The organism is Thauera sp. 2A1 (assembly GCF_009469595.2).
Classification (GTDB): Bacteria; Pseudomonadota; Gammaproteobacteria; order Burkholderiales; family Rhodocyclaceae; genus Thauera.
In genome coordinates this window covers 63,126-75,458 of sequence record NZ_SSXV01000018.1, presented here as the reverse complement: position 1 = coordinate 75,458, position 12,333 = coordinate 63,126, and the positions used below count along the sequence as shown (strand labels likewise).

Genomic DNA, 12,333 nt, shown 5'->3' with positions numbered 1-12,333 from the left:
GGAAGGGATCGACATGGGAATTTGTGAAGGACGCACCGTCATCATCACCGGCGCCGGCGGCGGTCTGGGCCGCGCCTATGCGCTGGCCTTCGCGGCCGAGGGCGGCAACGTGGTGGTCAACGACATCCGCAAGGAAGCAGCCGACGCCGTCGTCGCCGAGATCACCGCGGCGGGCGGCAAGGCGATCGCCAACGCCGACGACATCACCCGCATCGACACTGCGCAGCAGATCGTCGACGCCGCCGTGGCGGCCTTCGGCGAGGTGCATGTGCTGGTCAACAACGCCGGCATCCTGCGCGACCGCATGTTCATCAGCCTGTCGGAAGACGATTGGGACCAGGTCATGCGGGTGCACCTGAAGGGCCACTTCTGTCTCGCCAACATCCTCGGCAAGCGCTGGCGCGACCAGGCCAAGGCCGGCAACAAGATCGCCGCGCGCATCATCAACACCAGTTCCGGCGCCGGCCTGCAGGGCTCGGTCGGGCAGTCGAACTATTCCGCGGCCAAGGGCGGCATCGCCACGCTCACCCTGGTGCAGGCTTCCGAGCTGGCGCGCTACGGCGTCACCGCCAACGCGCTGGCCCCGGCCGCGCGCACCTCGATGACCGAGAGCGCGATGCCCGACGTGGTCAAGGCGCCCGAGACCGGCTTTGACGCCTGGGCGGCGGAGAACGTCGCCCCGCTGGTGGTGTGGCTGGGCAGCGAACAGTCCTCGCACGTCACCGGCCAAGTGTTCGAGAGCCAGGGTGGGCGCATCTCGGTGTGCGACGGCTGGCGTACCGGCCCGCAGAAAGACAAGGGCGCGCGCCTGACGCCGGTCGAGGCCGGCGCGATGGTCGACGAACTCATGAAGCAGGCGGTGCCTGCGCAGAAAGTGTGGGGGAGCTGAGGTGAGCGAACGGGCCGTGGCGCAGGGGCGCAGAGAATTCCTGAAGGCGGGCGCCGCGCTCGGTGGTGCCGCCGTCACCGGTCTGGGCATGGCTTCGCCGGCCGCCGCAGGGACGGGCTCGGCGCTGCCCCTGCCGGATTACGAGCGCTGGGATGCAACCGAGATCGCACGCCGCATCCGGCGCGGAGACGTCAAGCCCGGCGAAGTGCTGGAAGCAGCGATCGCACGCGCCGAGGCGTACTCCGCGATCAATGCGGTGGCTGCACGGCATTTCGACCGCGCACGCGAGCTCGCACGCCAGCTTGACGGTGCCGGGCGGGCCGAACGCGAGGCACGTGCGCCGCTTGCCGGCGTGCCTTTCGCACTGAAGGATCTGGGCGTCGCCCTCAAGGGGACGGTGACGACCAACGGCTGCGCGTTCTTCAAGGATGCGGTCGCCGACTACGACTCCACTCTGGTGCAGCGCTACCAGGCGGCCGGACTCAACATCTTCGCCAAGCTCACCTCGCCCGAATTCGGCCAGACCGGCACCACCGAGTCGCGCCTGTTCGGACTCACGCGCAACCCGTGGAATCTCGAGCGCAGCACCGGCGGTTCGTCCGGCGGCTCCGCCGCCGCGATTGCCGCGGGCGTGCTGCCGGCCGCGCATGCGAGCGATGGCGGCGGGTCGATCCGCATCCCGGCTTCGCACTGCGGCCTGTTCGGGCTCAAGCCCAGCCGCGGCCTGATGCCGATGGGGCCGCGCGTGCTCGAGAGCTGGCTCGGCCTGTCCGTGACCAACGTGATCAGCCGCAGCGTGCGCGACACCGCGCTGCTGATGCAGCTCAGCCAGGGCCCCGAGGCGGGCACGCGCACTGCGCCACCGACGGCCGACCTGCTCGCGGCCTTGGCGAAGGCGCCTCGCGGTCTCAGGATCGGGCTGTTCCAGACCAATCTGTTCGGCAGCGGCGTTCACCCGGAATGCCTGGAGGCATCGAACAAGGCCGCCACGCTGTGCGCCGGCCTGGGACACCACGTCGAGCCGATCGACCTGTCGGCGCTGCCGTTTCTCGAAATGGCGGGCAGCATGGGCGTCGTCACCTCCAGCGGCATGTTGTACTCCGTACGCGAGCGCGAGAAGGCGATCGGCCGCGAGGGGCGCGAGGACGAATTCGAGCCCATCGATTGGCGCAGCATGCAGAAGGCCAAGACCTACACTGCGGAGCAGATCCTCGCCGCGCGCAACGTCTTCGACCGCGGCGCACGCGTTCTCGACGAGCTGTTCGCGCGCTACGACCTGATCCTGTCGCCGACCACTGCCGCACTGCCGCCGAAGCTCGGCGAGCTGTCGCTCGACCAGCCCTTCGAGGATTTCGCGCGCAATGCGGTGCAGGCCTCGGCCTTCACCTCGATGTTCAACATGACCGGCCTGCCGGCGATGTCGGTGCCGCTGCACTGGAGTGCGGAAGGGCTGCCGATCGGCGTGCAGTTCGCCGCCCCCTATGGCGGCGAGGCGCGCCTGATCGCGCTCGCCGCGCAACTCGAAAAGGCCGCGCCGTGGGCAGATCGCCGCCCGCCGGCGCTGGCCTGAGGCCGGTCCTGCACTCGACATCACCCGCCCTGCGCGGGCGGTGATTGCACCCTGCGGCGGCTGTCGATGAAGGAGAACCCATGAGCACATCCCAAGCCGCTGCGGCAGGCGTTGCGGTCGTCACCGGCGCCAGCCGCGGCGTGGGCCGGGGCGTGGCCGAAGCGCTCGGCGCGGCCGGCATGACGGTCTTCGTCACCGGGCGCAGCACCACCGACGGCGCATCGCGCATCGGCGACACGCCGCTGCACGGCACCATCCACGACGCCGCCGCCGCGGTCACCGCCGCGGGCGGGCAGGGCATCGCGGTGCATTGCGACCATGGCGACGACGCCCAGGTGAAGGCGCTGTTCGAGCGCATCGAGCGCGAGCAGGGCCGCCTCGACATCCTGGTGAACAACGCGCTGTGCATCGACGACAGCCTGATCGATCCCGGCCCGTTCTGGACCAAGCCGCTCGCCCAGGCCGACATGTTCGGCGTCGGCCTGCGCTCGAACTACGTCGCCGCCTGGTACGCCGCGCCGCTGCTGCTGCAGGCGGGGAGGGCGCTGGTCGCGTTCACCTCCTCCTACGGCGCCGGCTGCTACATGCACGGCCCCGCCTACGGCGCGCAGAAGGCCGGCTGCGACAAGATGGCGGCCGACATGGCGGTGGATTTCGAGGGCACCGGCGTGGCGGCGGTCTCGCTCTGGCTGGGCGTGCAGCGCACCGAACGCACCGAGATCGCCGCCCGGCTGCGCGGCGACGCCTACGGCGACTTCATGGCGCGCAGCGAAAGCCCGCAGTTCGTCGGCCGCGTCATCCATGCGCTGTGGCGCGATCCGGACCGGGCCGCGCTGACCGTGCGCACCCAGATCGTCGCCGAGCTCGCGCAGCGCTATGGCGTGCGCGACGAGGACGGCCGCGAGCCGCCGACCTGGCGCAACATCCTCGGCGCGCCGTGCGCCTTCCATCCGGCGCGAGTGAGCTGAGGGAGCGGGGCGATGACGCTTGAACAACGCATTGCGCGGCTCGAGGCGCTGGAAGCGATCCGCCAGCTCAAGCACCGCTACCTGAACGCCTGCGACCTCAAGGAAGTCGAGACCATCCGCGACTGCTTCGCCAGCGGCCCGATCCTGGTCGACTACGAGGCCGTCGGCCGCTTCGAGGACCGCGACAGCTTCGTCGCCCTCTACCAGTCGCTCGCCTGCCACCCGCGCGTGCGCGACAGCCACCACGGCGCGAACCCCGAGATCGAGCTGCTCTGCGATGACCATGCGCGCGGGCGCTGGGCGCTGTCCTACTTCAACCTCGACGCCGAATCCGGCGCCACCCGCCGGCTCGGTGTGATGTACGACGACGAGTATCGCCGCATCGACGGGGCGTGGAAGATCGTGGCGACGCGGTCGCGGATACTGGCGGCGGTCGCGGGCTGATCCAGCCGAAGCGTCCCGCGCTTGGACTGCAACAATCTTCGCGCGTCCCCGCACGACCTGCCTGCTCTTGGCGCCAGCTTTTATGGATATACTTGTTTTGCTTTGTATATCTTGATGAGGTGCAGCCATGCAGGTCGCCAAATGGGGCAATTCGCTCGCCGTTCGCTTGCCTGCCGCGGTCGTTCAGGCGTTGGACCTGACGGAAGGGGAGGAGATCGAGCTGCATGTCGTCGGTGAGCGCTCGCTCGAGGTCGCGCGCAAGACGCCGCCACAGGAACTGCTGACCCGCCTTCGCCGCCTGCGTGGCCGGCTTCCTGCGGATTTCCGTTTCGACCGCCTCGAGGCCAACGATGCCGACCGCGAGCGCTGAACCAACCCAGCGGGTGTTTCTCGACACCAACGTGGTGCTCTACCTGTTGTCGGCGGACGAGGCGAAGGCGAACACGGCCGAGGCGCTGCTGGCACAAGGCGGCCTGGTCAGTGTGCAGGTACTGAATGAGGCCGCGTCCGTCTGTCTGCGCAAGCTGAAGCTGCCCTGGCCCGAGGTCCGCGAGCTGCTCGACGCGGTGAAAGCCTGCTGCGAGGTGCTGCCGCTCATGCTCCCCGTCCATGAACGCGCGCTGTATCTCGCGGAGCGGTATCGGTTATCGCTTTATGACGCGCTGATTTGCGCCGCGGCACAGAACGCCGGCGCCCAAGTGCTTTACACCGAGGACTTGCAGGACGGTCTGGTGCTCGATGGCCTGACCGTCCGCAATCCTTTCAACGGTTGATGCCCTGTTGCCTGATTCTTTGCGGAGACCTTCCTGGCTCTGCGCGGGCGGGTCGCCTATTCGGCAGTCTGCTCATCGAAGCGGATAATGTGGGCCTGGCTGGGCCTCTCCGCGGATGACCAACCGAAGCAGCGGCGTTGAAGTGGGGCAATCATTGCACTACACTCCGATGCATGCCGATCCTGCAACGCTTCAACGACGTACGTGTTCTGATGTACCTGAGCGACCATCCACCGCCCCATGTCCACGTCAAGCTGCGTGATGGCAGGGAATGCACGGTCGATATCGATGGGGGCGCGATCAAGGGGCGGGTGGCTGAACGCGAAATACGTGAAGCGCTGGCCTGGATCAAAACGAACCGGGATTTCCTGTTCGATCAATGGCGGAGGAACAACCCGTGAGCGATTACTTTTTCCCGAAGCTGACAGCCGTTGTGGCGCTGGCACCCTACCGCCTGCGCACCACCTGGAGCACAGGTGAAGTGCTGGAGGTCGACGTGGGCGACATTCTGCGCAAGATCCCCGCGCTCGCACCCATCCTCGAACCCGAGGTGTTTGCGCGTGCGCATATCGCCGACTGGGGAGGCGGCATCGAGTGGTTCGATACCGAGTTTGGCGAGGACAACGTCTATGCGTGGGCCAAGGAGCAGGCCGGTGAAGTCAGTCATGAAATGTTCGGCGACTGGATGCACCGTAACGATCTGTCGCTGACCACGGCGGCCGAGGCGCTCGGCATCAGCCGCCGCATGGTGAGCTACTACCGCACCGCGCACAAAGCCATTCCGCGTTCCATCTGGCTGGCCTGCCTCGGTTGGGAAGTCACTCGACCGACGACGAAGGCACTGCCGCGTACCTTGCCGACGGTGCGCGAGTACGCTGCTGCGCGTGCTTGAGGGTGACGACCTCGGTTAACGCACCCCATGTGCATGATCTGCAGTAACGGAGGTTGGTGGTAGCGCGGTGTCTGCGAGGATGCGTTCGAGGTAATCACAGGTCATTGCCGTGCAGCCTTGTCGAGCAAGGCCAGGCCTGTCACCTCCCGTCCCTGGCCACGCTGCGTGCGCAGCGCGAAGCGCGTCTCTGCATCGAATTCAGCGGGCGTCGGGGTGGTCAGTTCGCTGATCAGGGCTTCGGCCAGATGCGCCTGCTTGGTCTGGGCGGCGGTGAGTAGGGTCTTGAGGCTGGCGGTCAGTGACTGCAGTTCCTCGACCTTGGCGACGATGCGGGATTGCTCGGCGAGTGGGGGCAAAGCTATACCGAGCGCGCATGACTTCGCCAAGTACAAGCAGGGTTGAGCACTCTGTTTAACCGACTGCCAGATTTCGGTTTGAGTGGCCGGCGAGTTCAGGTGAAGTGCCAGATAGTTTTTGTCGCAAACGGACGCAATTGGCCGGAGAAGTGTCACGCTTCGGACGAGGACCATCGCTTGGGTTTCTCGTAGCACGGAAAGGCGTCCTAGCGTCGCGCCGACAGACACCATCAATATGTCTCCTACTTCCGGCTTGCAGCGGGTCCAACATTTTTCTGCAACTGCTCTCGGTACGAAGTCGGTGACCGTGTAGTCCATATATCCGTTGCGAACATTCTTCGCGGTAACCAGCGGTACCTCTGTTGGATTCTCGACACGCTCTGGCGTGATGTGCTCGCCGTCCGTGACCTGGGAGCAAGTTTCGGCGAGCCTCACCCAGTGCCACCCCTTCGGTATTTGGTAGGGTCTTTCGTCGTCGGTGATCGGCGCAAGCGGCTTGTCGCGCTTGACCTTGCCTTCCTTGATCAGCCGCTCCTTCTCGGCGCGGATCTGCTTGAGCAGTTCGCTGGCGGGCTCGTCGTTCGGGTCTTGCGGGACGAGTTTGCCGCGCACGGCGAGTTGGAGCAGGGTGGCGTCGAGGCGGTCGATGGATTCGGGCGTGGTGAAGAGGGTGTCGAAATGCGCGGCGAGGTGCAGCCAGTGGCGGCGGAACTCATCGGCGTCGGCGGATTCGGCGAGCTGGTCGAGCGCGGCGTCGACCCAATGCCCCTGCACCCGCGCGGCGTGGCCTTGCTCGGCTTCGAGCCGGTCGCACAGGGCCATGAGTTCCTCGACCTTGGCGACGATGCGGGATTGTTCGGCGAGCGGGGGGAGTGGAATCACAAACTGTCCAAGCTTGCCGATGCTCAACCCCTCGCGCGAGACACCAACTTGCACGTCCATCACCGTCTGTTGGACGTGATTGGAGGTCAATACCACGTGCAGGAAGTGCCGTATCTCAGTTAAGGCGGGCCGAATGATCGTTACATGCTGGCTGACATTCGCTTCGTCGAAATCGTCGGGGACGAGCGCGCATCGTCCGATTGAGGCGCCAGTGATGTTGAAGAGAATGTCCTGCGCCAGAACGACTGTTCCAGACATGCGCGCATGTACTTCCGCAGGGATAAGCGCGACATCGGTGAGATGCAGTCCGTTGTTCCAGACGTTCTGCGACCGCAAGAACTTGACCCCGGAGTTCGTGTAGACCTCCTTGCCACCAAGCGGTGTTGACCCGGCGCCGATCTTTGAAAGCAGCGTGCTCAAGCGCACCCACTCCCAACCGGTTGGCAACTCGAAGGGTTGTTCATCATCGGTAATGGCCACCAGCGGCTTGTCCCGACTGATTTTCCCTTCCTTGATCAGCCGATCCTTCTCCGCGCGAATCCGCTTCAGCAGCTCGCTCGCCGGTTCATCGCTCGGGTCCTGCGGCACCAGCCTGCCGCGCACGGCGAGGCTCAGGATCAGTTCGCGCATCCTGGCGACGCCGCCGACGCTGGTGGCGAGCAGGTTGAAGTTTTCCAGTAGCGCGGCGCTCATGGCTGATCCTCCAGAGGGAGGGCGGGAGAGGTGTTCTGGACTTCGACGAGGTATGGGTCACCCGAGCAAATCCCCCCCGGCCCCCCTTTTGCAAAGGGGGGAGTTGCGCTGTCGGGAGTTACGGAGGGGGGAGTTGCGGAGGCGGGGCTTGCAGCGGGGGAGGGTATGGGCGTGGGCGTGCTTGTGACGCTGGACGTCGCCGCGCAGGTTTGAACCCCCCTTTGCAAAAGGGGGGCAGGGGGGATTCGGGTTTCCAACGTCCGATGAATCAGCTGAATCACTGCTTCAGTTTCTTTGAGCACTTGCAGGTTGTCGAACCGCAGCACCATCAAGTCTTGCTGCGCGAGGTATGCATCCCGCTGCTGGTCCCTGGACCGATGCGCGGGCTCGAAATGCTGACTGCCGTCGAGTTCGATCACGAGGCGTGCGGCGGCGCAGTAGAAATCGACGATGTACGGGCCGATCGGCTTCTGGCGATAGAACTGGAGGCCATGGAGTTGCTTGCGGCGCAGGCGATGCCAGAGTTGCTGTTCGGCATCGGTCTGGTGGCTGCGGAGTTCGCGGGCGAAGGCTTTTTGGGCGGGGGGGTAGGGTTTCATCTGGGCTTCCTGCAAAAGGCAAATCCCCCCTGGCCCCCCTTTTGCAAAGGGGGGAAATTCATTGCATATCGGCTGCTTGAGGTGGAAATGCTACGCGGCGCGTAGCGGTTTGATGGCGTCATGCGCGCCCCTCGAGCGCCGCGGCGAGGATGGCCTTGAGTTCGTCGCGCGTGGCCTGGATCTGGGCCTGCAGCGCGGTGTATTGCGCGAGCAGTTCCTGCGGGTCGTGGCTGTCTTCCTCGGGGTGGTGGGGGTTCTTGATGTCGAGGTTGAAGTTGCGCGCGCGGAGCTCGTCGATGCTGACCTTCCAGGCGAACTCGGTCTCGACGCGGGCGGCGAAGCCGTCTTCTTCCGTGCCCCACCAGGCTTTCTCGGCAGCGAATTCCTCGATGCGGATCGGCTTGGTCTTGGAGTAGCTCTTGTAGCCGGCGGGGTAGGGGTGCTCGTAGTACCAGACGTGCTCGGTGGGTCGGCCCTTGGTGAAGAACAGCAGGTTGGTCTTGATGCCGGTGTAGGGCGCGAACACGCCGTTGGGTAGGCGCACGATGGTGTGCAGGTTGCACTCGGTGAGCAGGCGCTCCTTGATGCGAGTCTTCACGCCTTCGCCGAACAGGGTGCCGTCGGGCAGCACCACCGCGGCGCGGCCGCCGTCCCTGAGCAGGTGCATGATCAGCACCAGGAAGAGGTCGGCGGTTTCCTTGGTGCGGATGTCGGCGGGGAAGTTGGCCTCGATGCCGGGTTCCTCGGTGCCGCCGAAGGGCGGGTTGGTGAGGATGACGTCGACGCGGTCGGCCGGGCGGTAGTCGCGCAGCGGGCGCGACAAGGTGTTGTCGTGGCGGATCTGGCTGGGGACTTCGATGCCGTGCAGCAGCATGTTGGTGACGCACAGCAGGTGCGGGAGCTGCTTCTTTTCGACGCCGGCGACGGCGCGCTGCCAGGTGTGGCGATCCTCGACCGTCCGGATCTGGCCGCGCAGGTGCTCCAGCGTGCAGGCGAGGAAGCCGCCGGTGCCGCAGGCCGGGTCGAGCATGCGCTCGCCGAGTCGGGGATTGACCTGGTCGACCATGAACTGGGTGACGGCGCGTGGGGTGTAGAACTCGCCCGCGTTGCCGGCGCTCTGCAGGTCCTTGAGGATCTTTTCGTAGAGGTCGTTGAAGAGGTGGCGCTCGGCCTGGTCGTTGAAGTCGATCTCGTTGACCTTGTTGATCACCTGGCGCAGCAGCTGGCCGGACTTCATGTAGTTGTAGGCGTCCTCGAACACCGACTGCACGACGTAGCCGCGCGGGTTGCGCGCGGGGTCGGCGGCGAGGCCTTTCATGCCGGGGAAGAGTTCGGTGTTGATGAAATCCTGCAGCTCGTCGCCGGTGATGCCTTCGGCGTCCGCCGCCCAGTTGCGCCAACGCAGCGGCTCGGGGATGGGCGAGCGGTAGCGGTCGTGCATCAGCTCGAGCTCGGTTTCCTGGTCGTCGAAAATCTTGAGGAAGAGCAGCCAGCTGAGCTGCGACAGGCGCTGCGCGTCGCCGTCGACGCCGGCGTCCTGGCGCATGATGTCCTGGATGGATTTGATGAGGGTGGTGCTGATTGGCATGGGGTGTCTTTGGAGCTTAGTATCCGAGTCGTACACGTTGTCGGGTCACTGATGCAAACCCTCAGCGTAATGAAAGAAGGGGCCGAAAGGCCCCTTCGCCTTTTCTGGGCAGGCGTCTCCCCGCGTCCGCGAGACGCAACGTGGACCGTTGCCGGTTCTGTTGCCGGTTCCTCCGTCTCGCTGAAAGCCTTGCTGGGCTTGAGTCAGAAGCCGCGAACGGATCGTTCATTGTTCGAATTTTTGCCGGTTAGTTTGCCGCCTGCTGGTAGAGCCCGCGCTCTAGCTCGCGGATGGCGCCGAGGTAAGCGGGCTTGCCGCCGAAGGCCTTGATGATCTGGGAGACGGAGCCGAGCGCATCGAAGGGCTGGAGCTGCAGCACTTCCATGGTCTCGACCTCGGTGATGCCGGCGTCGGCGTACTTGTCGAGCAGCAGCTCCAGCACCTTGCGCGCGGTGCCTTCGTAGCGGGTGAAGTAGTCGCGCTTGCGGACGTTGTCGGCGCGCTCGCGGCGGGTGAGCGGCTTGCGGCCGAAGGCGATGTGGCATACGAGGTCGAAGGGGTCGAGCGCCTTGCCGGTTTCCTTGGCGAGCTCCTCGAAGAGGATGCCCTGGTTTTCCAGTTCGGCGATGACGGCGGCCTTGCGGTCGGCGTCGTTCCAGGTCTTGAGGAAATCGTCGAGCGAGGCAAAGCGTTTGCCGATCTGGATGCGGGTGTAGTCGCGCAGCGATTCGGTGATCAGCCGGCCATCCGGGCCGTAGTACTGGACGCGTTCGTTCACCACGTAGACCGGCACGTCCTTAATGACGTACTTGATGCGTTCGCCGCCAGTCGTGGGCGGTTCGGGAAGCTCGCCGGGCTGGCCCCGAGTCTCCTGGTCCGGTGGCGGCGGGTCCTCCGGCGGCACGACGGGCTCATCGCCACTCGGGTTGTAGATGACCACCGGCTCGCCATCGAAGGCCGGGTCGGCGAACAGTTCGGTTGCGCGCTTGAAGTCGAGGATGGAAAACCAGAGCTTGTCGTACTCCTCGTCGATGCGGGTGCCGCGGCCGATGATCTGCTTGAACTCGGTCATCGAGTTGATGGTGCGATCGAGCACGACGAGCTTGCAGGTCTTGGCGTCGACGCCGGTGGTCATGAGCCGGCTGGTGGTGGCGATGACCGGATACGGCTTTTCTGGGTCGATGAAGTTGTCGAGCTCCAGCTTGCCTTCGAGGTTGTCGCCGGTGATCTGCATCACGTATTTGGGGTTGCGGCTGGCGAGGTCGGCGTTGGCGTTGATCAGCGCCTGGCGCATGCGTGCGGCGTGGTCGATGTCCTCGCAGAACACGATGGTCTTGGCCATGCGGTCGGTGCCGCGGAGGAACTCGCTGATGCGGCGGGCGACGGCCTCGTCGCGCTGGGTGAGCACCAGCGTGCGGTTCATGTCGCGCTGGTTGTAGATGCGGTCCTCGACGAGCTGGCCCTTGGCGTCGAGCTTGCCGGCCTGGGGACGCCAGCCGAGGTCCTTGTCGAGGTCGACGCGGATGACCTTGTACGGGGCGAGAAAGCCGTCCTCGATGCCCTGCTTGAGCGAGTAGGTGTAGACCGGCTCGCCGAAGTAGCTGATGTTCGAGACCTCTTCGGTTTCCTTCGGCGTGGCGGTGAGCCCGAGATGCACGGCACCGCTGAAGTAGTCGAGCACCGTGCGCCAGGCGGAATCCTCGGCCGCGCTGCCGCGGTGGCATTCGTCGATGACGACGAGGTCGAAGAAATCCGGGCTGAACTGGCGGTAGATGTTCCTTTCTTCCTCGGTGCCGGTGACGGCCTGATAGAGCGAGAGGTAGATCTCGTAAGACTTGTCGATCGAGCGGTTCTCGATCTTGGTCATCGCGCCGCCGAAGGGCTTGAAGTCGTTGCTCTTGGTCTGGTCGACGAGGATGTTGCGATCGGCCAGGAAGAGGATGCGGCTGTTGGGGTGCGACTTCCAGAAGCGCCAGATGATCTGGAAGGCGGTGTAGGTCTTGCCGGTGCCGGTCGCCATGACGAGCAGGACGCGGTCCTGGCCCTTGGCAATGGCCTCGATGGCGCGGTTGACCGCTGTCGTCTGGTAGTAGCGTGGCTGCTTGCCGGTGTTGTGGTAGTCCTGCGCGTAAACGGGGGCGATGTCGGCGCCGATGCCTTTCCAGGCCAGGTAGCGCTGCCACAGCACCTCGGGCGACGGAAAGTCGCTCAGCGCGATCTCCGTTTCGAGCGCGCCTTCCGTGCGCGTCCTGTCGTGGAAGACGAAGCCGTCGCCGTTGCTGGAAAAGGCGAAGGGCACGTCGAGCATCGTCGCGTAGTCCAGCGCCTGCTGGATGCCGTCGCGCATCGAGTGATTGTTGTCCTTGGCTTCGACGACGGCGAGCGGCAGGCCGGGCTTGTAGTAGAGGACGTAGTCCGCGCGCCGGATGCTGTTCTTGTCGCGCCTCCCGGTCTGCCCGCGCACCACCACGCGGCCGTCGGTGAGCCGGACCTCTTCGCGCATCTGCAGCTCGGTGTTCCACTGCGCCGCAGCGATCGCCGGGGTGATGTACTGGGTGCAGATGTCGCGTTCGGATAGCGTCTTCTTGTTCATGAGCCCGGAGGGGTCTGGCGTTGAGCTTGGCGGGGATGATGACAGCAACAAGCGCGCGGATGCAAAGGCGATGGATTCCTCTGCGG

General features: G+C 65.4%; 12 protein-coding genes. 8 read left to right on the top strand and 4 right to left on the bottom strand.

The features are described from left to right. Positions 1-13 precede the first annotated feature (13 nt). The 8 genes from GH664_RS15820 to GH664_RS15785 all read left to right on the top strand — a co-directional run bounded on the left by GH664_RS15820 (position 14) and on the right by GH664_RS15785 (position 5,536). Complete coding sequence (locus GH664_RS15820) at positions 14-889, top strand: SDR family oxidoreductase (RefSeq protein ID WP_153169033.1); 876 nt, start codon at positions 14-16, stop codon at positions 887-889. 1 nt (position 890) lies between these two features. After that, entirely contained in the window at positions 891-2,459 is a 1,569-nt protein-coding gene (locus GH664_RS15815) for an amidase (protein ID WP_153169032.1), read from the top strand. An 80-nt stretch (positions 2,460-2,539) separates the two neighbouring features. Then, entirely contained in the window at positions 2,540-3,427 is an 888-nt protein-coding gene (locus GH664_RS15810; protein WP_153169031.1) for an SDR family NAD(P)-dependent oxidoreductase, read from the top strand. Positions 3,428-3,439: 12 nt separating this feature from the next. Then, positions 3,440-3,871, top strand: a complete 432-nt coding sequence (locus tag GH664_RS15805; protein ID WP_153169030.1) for a nuclear transport factor 2 family protein — start codon at positions 3,440-3,442, stop codon at positions 3,869-3,871. A 127-nt stretch (positions 3,872-3,998) separates the two neighbouring features. Further along, complete coding sequence (locus GH664_RS15800; RefSeq protein ID WP_153169029.1) at positions 3,999-4,241, top strand: AbrB/MazE/SpoVT family DNA-binding domain-containing protein; 243 nt, start codon at positions 3,999-4,001, stop codon at positions 4,239-4,241. Next, positions 4,222-4,644 carry a PIN domain-containing protein gene (locus GH664_RS15795; protein WP_153169028.1) on the top strand — a complete coding sequence of 141 codons (423 nt, stop codon included), beginning with the start codon at positions 4,222-4,224 and terminating at the stop codon, positions 4,642-4,644. The genes GH664_RS15800 and GH664_RS15795 overlap by 20 nt, the downstream gene beginning before the upstream one ends. Positions 4,645-4,817: 173 nt before the next feature. Continuing rightward, complete coding sequence (locus GH664_RS15790) at positions 4,818-5,045, top strand: DUF4160 domain-containing protein (RefSeq protein ID WP_228111567.1); 228 nt, start codon at positions 4,818-4,820, stop codon at positions 5,043-5,045. Then, complete coding sequence (locus tag GH664_RS15785; protein WP_153169027.1) at positions 5,042-5,536, top strand: DUF2442 domain-containing protein; 495 nt, start codon at positions 5,042-5,044, stop codon at positions 5,534-5,536. Before GH664_RS15790 ends, GH664_RS15785 begins: the two co-directional genes overlap by 4 nt. A 101-nt stretch (positions 5,537-5,637) precedes the next feature. Here GH664_RS15785 and GH664_RS15780 read toward each other — a convergent pair whose 3' ends face one another. The 4 genes from GH664_RS15780 to hsdR form a co-directional block, all read right to left on the bottom strand. After that, the gene (locus tag GH664_RS15780) at positions 5,638-7,467 is read right to left on the bottom strand and encodes a restriction endonuclease subunit S (protein ID WP_153169026.1); all 1,830 of its coding nucleotides are present in this window, start codon (positions 7,465-7,467) and stop codon (positions 5,638-5,640) included. Continuing rightward, entirely contained in the window at positions 7,464-8,066 is a 603-nt protein-coding gene (locus GH664_RS23935) for an endonuclease domain-containing protein (protein WP_153169025.1), read from the bottom strand. The genes GH664_RS15780 and GH664_RS23935 overlap by 4 nt, the downstream gene beginning before the upstream one ends. A 118-nt stretch (positions 8,067-8,184) precedes the next feature. Continuing rightward, positions 8,185-9,654, bottom strand: coding sequence for a class I SAM-dependent DNA methyltransferase (locus GH664_RS15770; RefSeq protein ID WP_153169024.1), 1,470 nt, complete (start codon positions 9,652-9,654; stop codon positions 8,185-8,187). Positions 9,655-9,901: 247 nt separating this feature from the next. Further along, positions 9,902-12,247 carry an EcoAI/FtnUII family type I restriction enzme subunit R gene (gene hsdR / locus GH664_RS15765; protein WP_153169023.1) on the bottom strand — a complete coding sequence of 782 codons (2,346 nt, stop codon included), beginning with the start codon at positions 12,245-12,247 and terminating at the stop codon, positions 9,902-9,904. Positions 12,248-12,333: the final 86 nt, after the last annotated feature.

Bases quoted from the DNA above. Each gene is read 5' to 3' on its own strand.
- GH664_RS15805 (WP_153169030.1), top strand. From the start codon at position 3,440: ATGACGCTTGAACAACGCATTGCGCGGCTCGAGGCGCTGGAAGCGATC.
- GH664_RS15820 (WP_153169033.1), top strand. From the start codon at position 14: ATGGGAATTTGTGAAGGACGCACCGTCATCATCACCGGCGCCGGCGGC.
- GH664_RS15795 (WP_153169028.1), top strand. From the start codon at position 4,222: ATGCCGACCGCGAGCGCTGAACCAACCCAGCGGGTGTTTCTCGACACC.
- GH664_RS23935 (WP_153169025.1), bottom strand. From the start codon at position 8,066: ATGAAACCCTACCCCCCCGCCCAAAAAGCCTTCGCCCGCGAACTCCGC.
- GH664_RS15790 (WP_228111567.1), top strand. From the start codon at position 4,818: ATGCCGATCCTGCAACGCTTCAACGACGTACGTGTTCTGATGTACCTG.
- GH664_RS15780 (WP_153169026.1), bottom strand. From the start codon at position 7,467: ATGAGCGCCGCGCTACTGGAAAACTTCAACCTGCTCGCCACCAGCGTC.
- GH664_RS15770 (WP_153169024.1), bottom strand. From the start codon at position 9,654: ATGCCAATCAGCACCACCCTCATCAAATCCATCCAGGACATCATGCGC.
- hsdR (WP_153169023.1), bottom strand. From the start codon at position 12,247: ATGAACAAGAAGACGCTATCCGAACGCGACATCTGCACCCAGTACATC.
- GH664_RS15800 (WP_153169029.1), top strand. From the start codon at position 3,999: ATGCAGGTCGCCAAATGGGGCAATTCGCTCGCCGTTCGCTTGCCTGCC.
- GH664_RS15810 (WP_153169031.1), top strand. From the start codon at position 2,540: ATGAGCACATCCCAAGCCGCTGCGGCAGGCGTTGCGGTCGTCACCGGC.